The sequence below is a fragment of the Pseudomonas sp. T8 genome (assembly GCF_024610635.1).
Classification (GTDB): Bacteria; Pseudomonadota; Gammaproteobacteria; order Pseudomonadales; family Pseudomonadaceae; genus Aquipseudomonas; species Aquipseudomonas chlororaphis_I.
This window is the reverse complement of the sequence record NZ_CP102374.1, coordinates 6,801,917-6,818,027: the sequence shown is the minus strand read 5'-3', so window position 1 is coordinate 6,818,027 and position 16,111 is coordinate 6,801,917. Positions and strand designations below refer to the sequence as shown.

The 16,111-nt window shown below is 59.7% G+C and carries 14 protein-coding genes; 9 read left to right on the top strand and 5 right to left on the bottom strand.

Annotated features, from left to right (window positions below; translation table 11 throughout):
• Positions 1-8 precede the first annotated feature (8 nt).
• On the bottom strand, positions 9-632 hold the full coding sequence (lolA, locus tag NRG23_RS30945) for an outer membrane lipoprotein chaperone LolA (RefSeq protein WP_007929220.1): 624 nt from the start codon (positions 630-632) through the stop codon (positions 9-11).
• 68 nt (positions 633-700) lie between these two features.
• Positions 701-3,109, bottom strand: coding sequence for a DNA translocase FtsK (gene ftsK / locus NRG23_RS30940; protein ID WP_009049771.1), 2,409 nt, complete (start codon positions 3,107-3,109; stop codon positions 701-703).
• 320 nt (positions 3,110-3,429) lie between these two features.
• Here ftsK and trxB point away from each other — a divergent pair, with 320 nt between their 5' ends.
• The 4 genes from trxB (at position 3,430) to infA (ending at position 6,216) form a co-directional block, all read left to right on the top strand.
• On the top strand, positions 3,430-4,380 hold the full coding sequence (gene trxB, locus NRG23_RS30935) for a thioredoxin-disulfide reductase (RefSeq protein ID WP_041986223.1): 951 nt from the start codon (positions 3,430-3,432) through the stop codon (positions 4,378-4,380).
• 71 nt (positions 4,381-4,451) lie between these two features.
• On the top strand, positions 4,452-5,132 hold the full coding sequence (aat, locus tag NRG23_RS30930) for a leucyl/phenylalanyl-tRNA--protein transferase (protein WP_257373224.1): 681 nt from the start codon (positions 4,452-4,454) through the stop codon (positions 5,130-5,132).
• Positions 5,133-5,189: 57 nt separating this feature from the next.
• Complete coding sequence (locus NRG23_RS30925; RefSeq protein ID WP_007929216.1) at positions 5,190-5,897, top strand: arginyltransferase; 708 nt, start codon at positions 5,190-5,192, stop codon at positions 5,895-5,897.
• A gap of 100 nt (positions 5,898-5,997) precedes the next feature.
• The gene (gene infA / locus NRG23_RS30920) at positions 5,998-6,216 is read left to right on the top strand and encodes a translation initiation factor IF-1 (RefSeq protein WP_002553999.1); all 219 of its coding nucleotides are present in this window, start codon (positions 5,998-6,000) and stop codon (positions 6,214-6,216) included.
• A 138-nt stretch (positions 6,217-6,354) separates the two neighbouring features.
• Here the strand turns inward: infA and clpA are convergent, their stop codons facing one another.
• Positions 6,355-8,625, bottom strand: coding sequence for an ATP-dependent Clp protease ATP-binding subunit ClpA (clpA, locus tag NRG23_RS30915; protein ID WP_009049774.1), 2,271 nt, complete (start codon positions 8,623-8,625; stop codon positions 6,355-6,357).
• A gap of 29 nt (positions 8,626-8,654) precedes the next feature.
• A complete protein-coding gene (gene clpS, locus NRG23_RS30910; RefSeq protein WP_009044582.1) occupies positions 8,655-9,017 on the bottom strand; it encodes an ATP-dependent Clp protease adapter ClpS in 363 nt (120 codons plus the stop codon).
• Positions 9,018-9,242: 225 nt separating this feature from the next.
• Between clpS and cspD the strand changes: the two genes are divergently transcribed.
• Positions 9,243-9,500, top strand: coding sequence for a cold shock domain-containing protein CspD (cspD, locus tag NRG23_RS30905; protein ID WP_009049775.1), 258 nt, complete (start codon positions 9,243-9,245; stop codon positions 9,498-9,500).
• A 94-nt stretch (positions 9,501-9,594) separates the two neighbouring features.
• On the opposite strand, the gene icd is transcribed toward cspD, so the two are convergent.
• A complete protein-coding gene (gene icd, locus NRG23_RS30900; protein WP_007929208.1) occupies positions 9,595-10,851 on the bottom strand; it encodes an NADP-dependent isocitrate dehydrogenase in 1,257 nt (418 codons plus the stop codon).
• Positions 10,852-11,355: 504 nt separating this feature from the next.
• On the opposite strand from icd, the gene NRG23_RS30895 reads away from it, so the two are divergent.
• The 4 genes from NRG23_RS30895 (at position 11,356) to hflD (ending at position 16,052) form a co-directional block, all read left to right on the top strand.
• Positions 11,356-13,581, top strand: coding sequence for an NADP-dependent isocitrate dehydrogenase (locus tag NRG23_RS30895; protein WP_101282824.1), 2,226 nt, complete (start codon positions 11,356-11,358; stop codon positions 13,579-13,581).
• Positions 13,582-13,789: 208 nt separating this feature from the next.
• Entirely contained in the window at positions 13,790-14,236 is a 447-nt protein-coding gene (locus NRG23_RS30890) for an NUDIX hydrolase (RefSeq protein ID WP_009049777.1), read from the top strand.
• A 71-nt stretch (positions 14,237-14,307) separates the two neighbouring features.
• Positions 14,308-15,432 (top strand): tRNA 2-thiouridine(34) synthase MnmA, encoded by a 1,125-nt coding sequence (gene mnmA, locus NRG23_RS30885; RefSeq protein ID WP_009049778.1) that lies wholly within the window; start codon positions 14,308-14,310, stop codon positions 15,430-15,432.
• Positions 15,429-16,052 (top strand): high frequency lysogenization protein HflD, encoded by a 624-nt coding sequence (gene hflD / locus NRG23_RS30880; protein WP_009049779.1) that lies wholly within the window; start codon positions 15,429-15,431, stop codon positions 16,050-16,052. The genes mnmA and hflD overlap by 4 nt, the downstream gene beginning before the upstream one ends.
• The last annotated feature ends 59 nt before the right edge of the window (positions 16,053-16,111 follow it).

The following is a 16,111-nucleotide window of genomic DNA, read 5'->3' as shown; positions in this document are numbered from 1 at the left end:
GCGTCGACTTATTCTTGAATCACGTCGGCACCCTTGGGGATGTCGAACTTGAACTTGGAAGCAGCGATCGGCTCGTTGGCCTTGACCCCGGTGAACAGGATATTGGTGCGCTGGCCAACGCTGTCAATCAGCTGCATGTCATTCACCAGGCCGTTGCGGAACGACAGGCGCAGGCTGTCGAACAGAGTGTCCTTGGTTTTCGGCTTGAGGATGAAGTCGACCACGCCACCGGCTTCCTTGGCGCTGATATCGAAGCTTTCGCTGATTTTCGACACATCGCCCGACAGCAACAGGGCCGGAGTCTGGGTCAGGCGCTGGTCCAGGGTCTTGATGGTGACCTGTTCCAGGTCCGGGTCCCACAGGGAAACCTTCTTGCCGTCGGAGACCATCAGTTGCTCCTGCGGTGCATCGGTGTGCCAGTAGAACAGGCCCGGGCGCTTGAGTGCCATGTCACCAGCGGTTTCCTGCAGCTGGGTGCCGCTGCCGTCGAGGGTCAGCTGCGAGAAACGCGCGGTCAGGGTCTGGGACTTTTCGAGCAACTGGGTCAGGCGCGCCACGTCTTTCTGATCGGCATGGGCCGACAGTGTCGTTAAAGCCAGTACCGGTACCAGCAACATGCGGATAAGACGCATGGGAGTCCTCATTAGATTCGTGGAAAAAACCGGCGGCGCAGGGTCGCGCCGCCTGTATCGGGTCATTGTCAGTCGCGCATCGGACCCGGCGCTATCACTTCGCGGGAGCCGTTGGTATTCATGGCGGTCACCACACCGGCCATTTCCATGGCTTCGATCATGCGGGCCGCGCGGTTGTAGCCGATCTTGAGCTTGCGCTGAACCGCGGAAATCGACGCCCGGCGGCTCTCGAGGACGAACTGCACCGCTTCGTCGTACAGCGCGTCGGTCTCGGCGTCGTCACCGTCGCCACCGCCGCCGCCACCGTCGAAGCCGCTACCGGCCTCTTCGACACCGTTGAGGATGTCGTCGTTGTACTCCGGCGCGCCACGCAACTTCCAGGCTTCCACCACCCGGTGCACTTCATCGTCGGAGACGAAGGCCCCATGGACACGGATCGGCAGGCTGGTGCCCGGCGGCATGTAGAGCATGTCACCGTGACCCAGCAGCTGTTCGGCACCACCCTGGTCGATGATGGTCCGCGAGTCGATCTTGCTCGATACCTGGAACGCCATGCGGGTCGGGATGTTGGCCTTGATCAGGCCGGTGATCACGTCTACCGACGGCCGCTGGGTCGCCAGGATCAGGTGGATCCCCGCGGCACGGGCTTTCTGGGCGATCCGCGCAATCAGTTCTTCGACCTTCTTGCCGACGATCATCATCATGTCGGCGAATTCGTCGACCACCACGACGATGGTCGGCAGCTTGGTCAGCAGCGGCGCTTCGTCGTGGATGCTTTCGCGGTTGTACAGCGGGTCGGTCAGCGGCGTACCGGCTTCGATCGCTTCTTTAACCTTGGCGTTGAAGCCCGACAGGTTACGCACGCCCATCTTCGCCATCAGCTTGTAGCGCCGCTCCATCTCGGCCACGCTCCAGCGCAGGGCGTTGGCGGCGTCCTTCATGTCGGTCACCACCGGGCACAGCAGGTGCGGGATGCCTTCGTAGATCGACAGCTCGAGCATTTTCGGGTCGATCATGATCAGCTTGGCGTCTTCCGGGCCGGACTTGAACAGGATCGACAGGATCATCGCGTTCACACCCACCGACTTACCGGAACCGGTGGTACCGGCCACCAGCAGGTGAGGCATCTTCGCCAGGTCGGTGATGATCGGCTTGCCGCCGATATCGTGGCCCAGGGCCAGGGTGACCGGGGATTTGAAGTTGTCGTATTCCGGGGTCGACAGCACTTCGGAGAAGCGCACGATCTGCCGGTCTTCGTTGGGAATCTCGATACCCACGGTGGTCTTGCCGGGAATCACTTCCACCACCCGCACGCTGGTCACCGCCAGCGAACGCGCCAGGTCCTTGGCCAGGTTGGCGATACGGCTGACTTTCACCCCGGCGGCCGGCTGGATTTCGTAACGGGTAATCACCGGGCCCGGGTGGATGGAGTCCACCGACACTTCGACCCCGAACTCCTTGAGCTTGATTTCCAGCAAATGGCCGACGGCGGCCAGCGACTCGGGGGAATAGTTGAGCTGTTTCTTTTCCGCCGGATCGAGAATCGAGATAGGCGGCAAGGTGCCTTCGACCGCGCTGTCGATGAACAGCGGGACCTGTTTCTCTTTCTGCACGCGCTTGCTTGGCTCGGGCGCTTTTACCGGGGCCGGGGCGATCACCGGCGGGACCTGCTTCTCACGATCGGACATGTGCTTGCTCAGGGCCTGCTCGCGCTCGATCAGGCGCTCCTTGACCTTGGCCTGCTCACGTTTGTCGGTGACGGTCGGAGCGACCACTTCGTCGACCCGGGCATCCACTTCACGCAACTGGGCGACCAGTTGCTTGCGCTCGGTACGGGCTGCCCACCAGCGGTTGGCGGCGCCCTGGAACAGTTCGAACAGGTCCAGGGTGATCTTGCCGGTCACATCCATGACCTTGAACCAGGAAAGATCGGTAAACACGGTCAGGCCGAACAGGAACAACGCAATAAACATCAGGGTACTGCCCTGGATGTTCAGTGCGTTCTTGGCCAGGTCGCCCAGGCTTTCGCCCAGCGCCCCGCCCGCGCCGGCCGGCAGGCCAGTCGCCGCATGGAAATGGATATGCGCCAACGCGGCACCGGACAGCACCAGGAACACCAGGCCGATCAGGCGCCAGGAAAACAGCCAACCGCTCCACTGCCACGGCTCATGGCGTTGACGGAAGATCTGATAAGTCTTGATCGCCAATAACAACGGGAAGATATAGGCAAAGTAACCCAACACCATAAACAGGATATCGGCGCTGTAAGAACCGGCAGGACCACCGAAGTTCTGCACATCTTCGATCTTGCTGTTATGGCTCCAGCCCGGATCGTCTTTGCCATATGTCAGCAATGCCATCATCAGAAACAGGCACAAGGCCCCAATGGCGATCAACGCACCTTCCTTGAGGCGGTAGTGCAATTGCTGGCGCCAGAGTGGGACTACTGTTTTAGGTGCTGCGGTGGATTTCTTCAAAACGCGTCTTTTCCTGCGCCATGGGCGCGTCCAACTGTTGATCGACTAAAAAATACTGCCCAATCCGAGCAGGTAAAAAAGTTGACGAGCGTAACTGGGGCTACTTTTAACATTCTGCCCACGCATTGCGAAACTGTAAGAGCTGCTGCGTGTGCAATGCCGATGTATTCCATATAGGCGTGCAAACCCGCATTGTACGGGTTTGTAAGCGCCGTGCCACGCTGCTCAATACTGGGTGTAGCATAAGTCAGGAACACTTTACGCAGTATTCAATTTGAGCACGCATTCTCTTTTGTGACAAAGGCTTATGAGGTGTTTTTATGACCGAAGCGAAGCATTCACGCCTGATCATTCTGGGCTCCGGCCCTGCCGGTTACAGCGCTGCCGTTTATGCCGCCCGCGCCAACCTCAAACCGACCGTCATCACCGGCCTGCAAGCAGGCGGCCAGTTGACCACCACCGTGGAGGTCGACAACTGGCCTGGCGATGTCGAGGGCCTGACCGGCCCGGTGCTGATGGAACGCATGCAAAAACACGCTGAACGCTTCGACACCGAGATCGTCTACGACCACATCCATACCGCGGAGTTGCAGCAGCGCCCCTTTGTCCTCAAGGGCGACAGCGGCGTCTACAGCTGCGATGCACTGATCATCGCCACCGGCGCATCGGCCCAGTACCTGGGCCTGCCCTCCGAAGAAACCTTCGCCGGCAAGGGTGTCTCGGCCTGCGCTACCTGCGACGGCTTTTTCTATCGCAATCAGGTGGTTGCCGTGGTCGGTGGCGGTAACACCGCCGTGGAGGAAGCCCTGTACCTCTCCAACATCGCCAAAGAGGTGCACCTGGTGCACCGGCGCGACAAGCTGCGCGCGGAGAAAATCCTCCAGGACAAGCTGTTCGACAAAGCCGCCAAGGGCAATATCCGCCTGCACTGGAACCAGAATCTCGACGAAGTGTTGGGCGATGCCAGCGGCGTCACCGGCGCCCGCCTGCGCGATAGCCTCAGCGGAGAAACCCGGGAATTGGCGCTGACCGGCGTCTTCATCGCCATCGGCCACAAGCCCAATACGGACCTGTTCAAGGGCCAGCTGGAAATGCGCGACGGCTATCTGCTGGTCAAGGGCGGCAGCGAAGGCGACGCCACGGCCACCGGCATCCCGGGCGTGTTCGCCGCGGGCGATGTGGCCGACCATGTGTATCGCCAGGCCGTCACTTCCGCGGGCGCGGGCTGCATGTCGGCCCTGGATGCGGAGAAATTCCTCGACGACAACTGACCTCCCGACCTACGCTTGCGGCGGGCCTTGCAGGCCCGCCACCGCCCTCCCCTTCCGCAAGTCTGAATGCCATGCTGACCTGGTTACAACGCAACAGCTTCGACTTTCCCCCACTGGAAAAGGCCCTGCGCGACCCCAACGGCCTGTTGGCCGCCGGCGGCGACCTGTCGGCCGACCGGCTGATCCAGGCCTATCGCCACGGCTGTTTCCCCTGGTTTTCCGAAGGCCAGCCCATCCTCTGGTGGTCACCCGACCCGCGCACCGTGTTATTTCCAGACGAACTGCATGTATCCCGCAGCCTGGGCAAACTACTGCGCCAGCAACGCTATCAGGTCACCTTCGATCAGGATTTTGCCGCGGTCATCAGCGCCTGCGCGGCGCCACGCCCTTATGCCGACGGCACCTGGATCACCGAATCAATGCAGAATGCCTACCTCGAGTTGCACAGGCGCGGCCATGCCCATTCGGTCGAAGTCTGGGATCAGGGGGCACTGGTAGGTGGACTGTATGGACTGGCAATGGGCCAGCTGTTTTTCGGTGAGTCGATGTTCAGCCGGGCCGACAATGCGTCGAAATTCGGTTTCGTCACGCTGGTCCAACATTTACAGGCATGGGGCTTTGCCCTGATCGACTGCCAGATGCCCACCGACCACCTGCACAGCCTGGGCGCCCGCGCCATTCCACGCCAGGAGTTCGCCGGCTATCTGCAGCGCCATCTGGACCAGCCCAGCCGCGCCATATGGGTTTCCTAGGCGGGTTTTGCCGGTGTGGCTTACACTTAATTCAAAGCTAATCCCGAGGGTTGATTCATGACCGAGTTGGCGCGTTTGAAGTTTTATGCCACTCAACCCCACTCTTGCAGCTACCTGCCCGAAGAACAGGCGACCACGCTGTTCCTCGATCCTAGTCAGCCCATGGATGTGCATGTCTACGCAGACCTGTCGGAAATGGGCTTTCGTCGCAGTGGCGACCATCTGTACCGGCCGCATTGCCAGAACTGCAATGCCTGTGTTCCTGCCCGCATTCCTGCCGCGCAGTTTGTACCCAATCGTCAGCAAAAACGCATTCTCAAACGCAATGCCGACCTGAAGGTCCAGCCTGTCAAACCGGGGTTCAGCGAAGAGTATTTCGACCTTTACCAGCGTTATATCGAACAACGCCACGCCGATGGCGACATGTACCCGCCCAGCCGCGATCAGTTCTCGACTTTTCTGGTTCGCGACCTGCCCTTCTCCAGGTTCTACGAGTTTCGCCTCGATGGGCGCCTGCTCGCCGTGGCCGTCACCGACCTGCTGCCCAATGGCCTTTCCGCGGTCTACACCTTCTATGAACCCGATGAAGAGCGTCGCAGCCTCGGTCGCTACGCCATTCTGTGGCAAATCGGCGAGGCCTTGCGCCTGGGCCTGGACGCGGTCTACCTCGGATACTGGATCAAGAACTGCAAAAAGATGAACTACAAGACCCAATATCGGCCCATTGAGCTGCTGATCAACCAGAGATGGGTCATCCTGAACTAGAAGCCCTTGGCTTGAACCCCACTTTTCGGGCACAATGCACGCCGCTTTTGCCTGGCGCAGTTGCACCGGGCCATTCACTGGACACCGAGGGCTTTACTGCATGTCGAAAGAAGACAGCTTCGAAATGGAAGGCACTGTCGTCGACACCCTGCCCAACACCATGTTTCGTGTGGAGTTGGAAAATGGGCACGTCGTAACCGCGCATATCTCCGGCAAGATGCGCAAGAACTACATTCGTATTCTTACCGGTGACAAAGTGCGCGTCGAACTGACGCCCTATGACTTGAGCAAAGGGCGCATCACTTACCGCGCTCGCTAAGCAAGTCAATACAAGACGCCCGGCTCATGCCGGGCGTTTTTGTTTGCCTGCGATTTGCCCTGCATGCCGACAGAACAGATATAAAGACAGAACAGATATAAAAAAGGCGCCTTGCGGCGCCTTTTTCATTGTGGCCGGTCAGGCCATTTCTGCGGTGGTCTCGAACTCGAAGGTCAGCTCGCCATCCTTGATATCGATGTGCACCACACCGCCATGTTCGGCCAGTTCGCCAAAGAGTATCTCTTCCGCCAGCGGACGCTTGATCTTGTCCTGGATCAGGCGCGCCATAGGACGAGCGCCCATGGTCACATCGTAACCACCTGCCGCCAGCCAGCTGCGGGCCGCATCGGTGACTTCCAGCTGAACGCGCTTGTCCTCCAACTGCGCCTGCAGCTCGGTAAGGAACTTGTCCACCACGCTCTTGATGACCTCATGACTGAGGCGACCAAACTGGATAATGGTGTCCAGACGGTTACGGAATTCCGGCGTGAAGCTCTTCTTGATCACTTCCATGGCATCGGAAGAGTGATCCTGATGAGTGAACCCGATGGAAGCCCGAGCCGCCGTTTCGGCGCCTGCGTTAGTGGTCATGATCACGATCACGTTGCGGAAATCCGCCTTGCGCCCGTTGTTATCGGTCAAGGTACCGTGGTCCATCACCTGCAGCAGCAGGTTGAAGACTTCCGGGTGTGCCTTTTCGATTTCATCGAGCAGCAATACGCAGTGAGGCTGCTTGGTAATCGCTTCGGTCAGCAAACCGCCCTGGTCGAAACCGACATAACCTGGAGGCGCACCGATCAGACGCGATACGGTGTGGCGCTCCATGTACTCGGACATGTCGAAACGCACCAGCTCGATGCCCAGCGCCTTGGCCAACTGCCGCGCGGCCTCGGTCTTACCGACACCGGTAGGCCCGGCGAACAGGAACGAACCGACAGGCTTGTCTGGCGATTTCAGGCCGGCACGGGACAGCTTGATCGCGGTCGACAGCGAGTCGATCGCTGCATCCTGGCCGAATACTGTCAGCTTCAGGTCGCGCTCGAGGTTACGCAGCAGCTCCTTGTCGGAACTGGTGACGTGTTTCGGCGGAATTCGCGCAATTTTCGCCACGATATCCTCGACCTGAGCCACCTCGATGCGCTTGACGCGCTTGTCGGACGGCTGCAGACGCTGATAGGCGCCCGCCTCGTCGATCACATCGATCGCTTTGTCGGGCATATGCCGGTCATTGATATAGCGCGACGCCAGTTCGGCGGCGGCACGCAATGCCTCATCGCTGTACTCGATGCCGTGGTGCAGCTCGAAACGCCCCTTGAGGCCACGCAGAATACCAATGGTGTCTTCTACCGAAGGCTCGGATACATCGACCTTCTGGAAGCGGCGAGCCAAGGCCCGGTCCTTCTCGAAAATTCCACGAAATTCCTGGAAGGTGGTCGAACCGATGCAACGGATGTCGCCCGAAGAAAGCAGCGGCTTGAGCAGGTTCGAGGCGTCCATCACCCCACCGGACGCCGCACCGGCGCCAATGATGGTGTGAATCTCGTCGATGAACAGGATCGCCTGCGGACGTTTCTTCAACTCGCCCAGCAACGCCTTGAAGCGTTTCTCGAAATCGCCGCGGTATTTGGTACCCGCCAGCAATGCCCCGAGATCCAGGGAGTACACCACGCTGCTGGCCAGCAGATCAGGCACCTGGCTATCGACGATGCGTTTGGCCAGACCTTCGGCGATCGCGGTTTTACCTACACCGGCCTCGCCTACCAGCAGCGGGTTGTTCTTGCGCCGGCGCGCAAGAATCTGCGCCACACGCTCGACTTCCTGCTCACGCCCCACCAACGGGTCGATACGCCCTTGGCGCGCCAGTTCATTGAGGTTGCTGGCATAAGCATCCAGCGGATTACCTGAAGAGGAAGACTCACCGCCTTCATCGTCCTGCATATCCTGTTCACCTTCAGAATGATCGCCATGCCCGGGCACCTTGGAGATGCCATGGGCGATGTAATTGACGACATCGATACGGGCAACGCTCTGCTGTTTCAGCAGGAACACCGCCTGACTCTCTTGCTCACTGAAGATCGCAACCAGCACATTGGCGCCAGTCACTTCGCGCTTGCCCGAGCTCTGCACATGGAAGACAGCACGCTGCAGTACACGCTGGAAGCCCAGGGTTGGCTGGGTTTCGCGATCCTCGTCATGCACGGGAATCAGCGGTGTGGTGGAGTCGATGAACTCCTGCAGGTCGTGCTTGAGTTTGTCGAGGTTTGCTCCGCAGGCACGCAAAACGGTGGCGGCGGCCTCATTATCCAAAAGAGCCAACAAGAGGTGCTCGACGGTCATGAACTCATGACGCTTCGAACGAGCCTCTTTGAAGGCGAGATTGAGGGTGACTTCGAGCTCGCGGTTTAACATAGCTTCACCTCATACCCAAGTGGTCGGCGTTAACCGTCCTTCTCGATTTCACAGAGTAGCGGATGCTGGCTTTCCCTGGCGTACTGGTTGACCTGCATGGCCTTGGTCTCGGCGATGTCGCGGGTAAACAATCCACATACTGCCCGTCCTTCTGTATGAACGGCCAGCATTACCTTGGTCGCCAGCTCGCGATTCAGGTTAAAAAACACCTCGAGCACTTCGACGACGAAATCCATCGGTGTGTAGTCATCATTGAACAAAACCACCTTGTACATCGGCGGAGCCTGCAACGTCGGCTTAGCTTCCTGTACAGCCAAGCCAGCGGAATCGTCGTCTTGGAAATCCGGGCGATCCTGATTGAATGTTAGTCGAATCTGGCTGATTGCATGCATGGAAAGAAAGGTTCGTTAGTTGAGCAAATACAGTGGTGGGGGCGCTCTGGGGGGATTTCAACTCCGACCGCCGGGTCACCTTGACTATCGGCAAAACAGTGTTACAACCAATAGAGCCCACATTGGGTAATAAAGGTCCGTACAGTCAATCCTATATTGCGGATTTCGGTACGGATTAACAGGATGATACTCCAGTGATGGAGTCTGTTGCAGAGGGATATGAGCATGGCAAGCGGCAAGGTCAAGTGGTTCAACAACGCCAAGGGTTATGGCTTCATTAATGAGGAGGGCAAGAGCGACGACCTTTTCGCCCATTACTCGGCCATCGAGATGGAAGGCTACAAAACCTTGAAAGCCGGACAGGCCGTGAGTTTTGAGATCACCCAAGGGCCCAAGGGCCTGCACGCGGTGAAGATCAACTCCATCAAGACCCAGAATGCCTCCGCCGCAGCCTCCCCCCAGCAGGAAACGGTCCTGAGCTGAAACACCTGTATCCAGATCCAACCCTAAAAAACAGTCATAAAAAAACGGCCGGTTCAATCATTTGAACCGGCCGCTTCGTTTTGATGCGTACTGCTTACATGTGCGAGATCAGCGCATCGCCGAATGCCGACGACGACAACAGCGTGGCGCCTTCCATCAAGCGCTCGAAGTCGTAGGTCACGGTCTTGGCACCAATGGCACCGTTGGTGCCCTTGATGATCAGGTCAGCCGCTTCGGTCCAGCCCATGTGACGCAGCATCATTTCCGCGGAGAGGATCAGCGAACCCGGGTTCACCTGGTCCTTGCCCGCGTACTTTGGCGCCGTACCGTGGGTCGCCTCGAACATGGCCACGGTGTCGGACAGGTTGGCGCCCGGAGCGATACCGATCCCGCCTACTTCGGCAGCCAGTGCGTCGGACAGATAATCGCCGTTCAGGTTGAGGGTCGCGATCACGTCATATTCGGCCGGACGCAGCAGGATCTGCTGGAGCATCGCATCGGCGATGGCGTCCTTGACGATCACGTTCTTGCCGGTTTTCGGGTTCTTGAACTGCATCCACGGGCCGCCATCGAGCAGCGTCGCGCCAAACTCTTCCGCCGCCACTTCATAGGCCCACTCTTTGAAGGCACCTTCGGTGAACTTCATGATGTTGCCTTTATGCACGATGGTCAGCGAATCGCGATCGTTGTCGACCACATATTGCAGCGCTTTGCGCGCCAGGCGCTTGGTGCCCTGCAGGGAAACCGGCTTGACGCCGATACCGCAGTTTTCGTCGAAACGGATCTTGGTGACGCCCATTTCTTCTTTGAGGAACTTGATGACCTTGGTGGCTTCGGCGGAGCCGGCCTTCCATTCGATACCGGCGTAAATGTCTTCCGAGTTCTCACGGAAAATGGTCATGTCGACATCGCCAGGCTTCTTCACCGGGCTCGGCACGCCTTCGAACCAGCGCACCGGGCGCAGGCACACATACAGGTCAAGCTGCTGACGCAGGGCCACGTTCAGGGAACGGATACCGCCACCTACCGGAGTGGTCAGCGGGCCCTTGATGGAAACCACGTAATCCTTGACTGCGTCCAGGGTTTCCTGAGGGAGCCAGGTGTCCTGGTCGTACACTTGAGTTGCTTTCTCGCCGGCATAGACTTCCATCCAGGAGATTTTGCGCTCGCCGCCGTAGGCCTTCTTAACAGCAGCATCGACAACCTTGATCATGACCGGGCTGATATCAACGCCAATACCATCACCTTCGATGAAAGGGATGATCGGGTTGTTAGGAACATTGAGAGAATGGTCTGCGTTGACGGTGATTTTGTCGCCGACTGCCGGAACCTGAATCTTCTTGTATCCCATGCTGAACTCCGTTGTGTGGATTGAACATCTGGCTGCGTTCGAGCGTACCCCAGTTGAATCTGGACGGGAACCTCATGTTCCACTCATCTACCGTGAAGGCGGCGCAGTTCGTGGCCTACAAGCCTGAAAGCAAAGGGAAAAGCGCCAAACTCGAGCACTGCGCAGGACTCTACGCCGCCGCCCCGCCTGCGACCTTTAGACCAATGGACGAGAGCGGTTGCATATGAACCGTCGGCGTTTTGCCAGCTACCTATGTATAATGCCGCCGCTGACCACAGAGTCACGACGGCTGAGCGCTCTGCTACTGGAAAAAAGGAGCCGAGACTTTCCGCCCAAAGCCGGGTTGTTATCGCAGCCCACCCGCTTGACGCTCGACTGATGCACCCAACATCACCGCGAAGAAACCTCGATATTCGGTTCATGGATGACTTTGAACGAACGCGCTTACCCGGCGCCCCTCGAGTTTCTGCGCACGCTTTAGCAAAGAAGAGAGTTAATCCGAATATGCCCACCCGCTCGAAGATCATCTATACCTTCACCGACGAAGCCCCCGCCCTCGCCACCTACTCGCTGCTACCTATCGTCGAAGCCTTCACCGCTTCCGCTGATATTGCCGTGGAAACCCGCGACATCTCTCTCGCAGGGCGTATTCTTGCCAGCTTCCCGGAGCTGCTGGGCGACAAAGCCGTACCGGACCACCTGGCCGAGCTGGGCGACCTGGCTGTAACCCCTGAAGCCAACATCATCAAGCTGCCGAACATCAGTGCCTCGGCACCGCAGCTTCAGGCCGCGATCAAAGAGCTGCAAGCCAAGGGCTACGCCCTGCCGGACTACCCGGAAACCGTGACCAGCGACGCCGACAAAGACGCCAAGGCGCGCTACGACAAGGTCAAGGGCAGCGCCGTGAACCCGGTCCTGCGTGAAGGCAACTCCGACCGCCGCGCTCCACTGTCGGTCAAGAACTACGCGCGCAAGCACCCGCACAAAATGGGCGCCTGGGCCAAAGACTCCAAGTCCCACGTGGCTCACATGAGCCAGGGCGATTTCTACGGCAGCGAAAAAGCCGCCCTGATCGACGCCCAGGACACCGTAAAGATCGAGCTGATCGCTCAAGACGGTAGCGCTACCGTCCTGAAGGAAAAAACCGCCGTACAAGCCGGCGAGATCCTCGATTGCGCAGTCTTGAGCAAGAAAGCCCTGCGTGCTTTCGTTGCCGCCGAGATCGAAGACGCCAAGAAACAAGGCGTACTGCTGTCGGTACACCTGAAAGCCACCATGATGAAGGTTTCCGACCCGATCATGTTCGGCCAGATCGTTGCCGAGTTCTATCAGGACGCCCTGAGCAAGCACGCCGACGTGCTGAGCCAGATCGGCTTCAACCTGAACAACGGCATTGGCGACCTGTACGCCCGCATCAAGGCCCTGCCTGCAGAGCAGCAAGCTGCGATCGAAGCCGACATCCAGGCCGTCTACGCCGTGCGCCCTGCCCTGGCCATGGTCAACTCCGATAAAGGCATCACCAACCTGCACGTGCCGAGCGACGTGATCGTCGACGCCTCGATGCCGGCCATGATCCGTGACTCCGGCAAGATGTGGGGCACCGACGGCCAGTTGCACGATACCAAGGCGCTGATCCCGGATCGCTGCTACGCCACCATCTACCAGGCGGTGATCGAAGACTGCAAGGCCAACGGCGCCTTCGACCCGACCACCATGGGCAGCGTGCCAAACGTTGGCCTGATGGCGAAGAAAGCCGAAGAGTACGGTTCCCACGACAAGACCTTCCAGATCAAGGCTGACGGCGTCGTACGCGTCACCGACAGCAAGGGCAACCTGCTGCTGGAACAGGCCGTCGAAGCCGGCGATATCTTCCGCATGTGCCAGACCAAGGACGCACCGATCCAGGATTGGGTCAAACTGGCCGTCAACCGCGCTCGCGCAAGCAGCACTCCAGCGATTTTCTGGCTGGACCCGATGCGCGCCCACGACGGCGTGATGATCGAGAAGGTACAGGCGTACCTGAAGGATCACGACACCGCCGGCCTGGACATCCGTGTGATGTCGCCAGTCGATGCCATGAAGTTCACCCTGGCCCGCACCCGCGAAGGCAAGGACACCATCTCCGTTACCGGCAACGTGCTGCGCGACTATCTGACCGACCTGTTCCCGATCATGGAACTGGGCACCAGCGCCAAGATGCTGTCGATCGTGCCGCTGATGAACGGTGGCGGCCTGTTCGAAACCGGCGCCGGCGGTTCGGCTCCTAAGCATGTGCAGCAGCTGCTGGAAGAGAACTTCCTGCGCTGGGACTCCCTGGGTGAGTTCCTGGCCCTGGCCGCTTCCCTGGAGCACCTGGGCACCACCTACAACAACCCGAAAGCGCTGGTACTGGCCAAGACTCTCGACCAGGCAACCGGTCAGTTCCTGGACAACAACAAGTCGCCATCGCGCAAAGTCGGCAACATCGACAACCGCGGCAGCCACTTCTACCTGGCGCTGTACTGGGCCCAGGCCCTGGCCGCCCAGACCGAAGATGCCGCCCTGCAAGCGCAGTTCAGCACCCTGGCCAAGACCCTGACCGAGAACGAAGCGACCATCGTCGCCGAGCTCAACGGCGTTCAAGGCAAGCCAGTGGACATCGGCGGCTACTACAGCGCCAACCCTGAGCTGGTGAGCAAGGCCATGCGCCCAAGCGCCACCCTCAACGCAGCTATCGCTGCGCTGGTCTAAGCAACACCGCTGTAATACAAACCCCGGCCAGGTGCCGGGGTTTGTGCTTTTTTGGACAACACCCTCCCTGTAGGAGCGAAGCTTGCTCGCGATAGTGGCGCTGCGGTGAGTCAGGCGAAACGCGCTGCTTTCATCGCGAGCCAGCTTCGCTCCTACAGGACTGGCGTTCGCCTTATGATGACCACCCACTCAAGACAGAGCTTTATATATGGAATGGCAACCCCACATCACCGTCGCCACCATCATTGAGAACCAGGGACGCTTTCTGTTCGTCGAGGAGTTCCAGGGCGACCAGGCGGTGTTCAACCAGCCCGCAGGGCACCTGGATCCGGACGAAAGCCTGCTCCAGGCCGCCATTCGCGAAACCCTGGAAGAAACCGGCTGGGACATCGAGCTGACCGGCGTGGTCGGCATCTATCTGTACACCGCCCCCAGCAATGGTGTGACCTACCAGCGCGTCTGCTTTGCCGGCAAACCGCTCAGGCACCACCCCGATTACCCACTGGACGACGGCATCATCGGCCCGCGCTGGCTGAGCCGCGACGAACTGCTGGCCTTGCGCCCGCAATGGCGCAGCGAGTTGATCATCCGTTGCATCGACGACTATCTGGCCGGGCAACTGCACAGCCTCGAGCTGATCCGTCCGTCGCTTTAACCGCAGTTTTAGCCTTGCAGGCCTCAGCCTGTTAGAATCGCGTCCTTTTTCAAGACACCCGTTGAATTCCTATGCGTGATCCAGCCCCTTCTGACACCCAAAAGAAGCGCGTCATCGTCGGCATGTCCGGCGGCGTGGACTCTTCCGTTTCCGCCCTCCTGCTGATGGAGCAGGGTTACCAGGTGGAAGGCCTGTTCATGAAGAACTGGGAGGAAGACGACGGAACCGAGTACTGCACCGCCATGGACGACCTCGCGGACGCCCAGGCCGTGTGCGACAAGATTGGCATCAAGCTGCACACCGCCAACTTCGCCGCCGAGTACTGGGACAACGTGTTCGAGCACTTCCTGGCCGAATACAAGGCCGGCCGCACGCCGAACCCGGACATCCTGTGCAACCGTGAAATCAAGTTCAAGGCGTTCCTCGACTACGCCATGATGCTCGGCGCCGACCTGATCGCCACCGGCCACTATGTGCGCCGCCGCGACATCGACGGACGCACCGAACTGCTCAAGGGCCTGGACCCGAACAAGGACCAGAGTTACTTCCTGCACGCCGTCGGTGGCGAGCAGATCGCCAAGACCCTGTTCCCGGTCGGCGAGCTGGAAAAGCCCGAAGTCCGCGCGATCGCCGAGAAACACGACCTGGCCACTGCCAAGAAGAAGGACTCCACCGGTATCTGCTTTATTGGTGAGCGACGCTTCAGCGACTTCCTCAAGCAATACCTGCCGGCCCAGCCCGGCGAGATCAAGACCACCGAAGGTGAAGTGATCGGCCGTCACCACGGCCTGATGTACCACACCATCGGCCAGCGCCAGGGCCTGGGCATCGGCGGCCTCAAGGACGCCGGCGATGAGCCGTGGTACGTGCTGATCAAGGACCTGGAACACAACGAGCTGATCGTTGGCCAGGGCAACGATCACCCGTGGCTGTTCTCCCGCGCCCTGCTCGCCTCCGACATCTATTGGGTCAACCCGATCGACTTGAGCCAACCGCGCCGCCTCACCGCGAAAGTGCGCTACCGCCAGAGCGACCAGCCTTGCACCCTGGAAAAGACCGCCAACGGCTACCGCGCCACCTTCGATGACCCGCAACGCGCGGTCACCCCTGGCCAATCCGTAGTCTTCTATGACGGCGACATCTGTCTGGGCGGCGGTGTGATCGAAGTCGCAGAGCCCTGGAGCAGCAAGGCATGAGCCCGACCCAGGAACAACTGACGGCACTGGGTGGCGTGTTTCTCGCCGCCGTCCTGGTGGACAAGATCGCCAAGACCGGCCAAGTCACCGAAGCGGCCTTGAGCTGCATGCTCGGCAGCCTGCTGATCCGCGACCCGAAAGACACCCTGGAAGTCTACGGTGGCGACGACATCAATCTACGCGAGGGTTATCGCGCCCTGATCGGCGCCCTGGAACGTGACCCCAGCACCCTGCAGCGCGAGCCGCTGCGCTATGCCCTGTCGATGCTCGGTCTCGAGCGCCAGCTGGCCAAGCGCGACGACCTGCTGGAAATCATCGGCAAGCGCCTGCCACAGATTCAGTCCCAGGTCGAACATTTCGGCCCGGCCCACGAAAACGTGATTGCCGCCTGCGGCTCGCTGTATCAGGACACCCTGAGCACCCTGCGCCAGCGGATCCAGGTGCATGGCGACATGCGCAACCTGCAGCAGCCGAGCAACGCCTCGAAGATCCGCGCCCTGCTGTTGGCCGGCATCCGTTCGGCGCGCCTGTGGCGCCAGTTGGGTGGCCACCGCTGGCAGCTGGTGATCAGCCGCCGCAAATTGCTCAAAGAGCTTTATCCGCTGATGCGCAGCAGCTGAACTGCGCCCGCAAGACCTTTTGTAGTCAGTAACGCGTAAGACGCTGGTCAGTTGGCAAC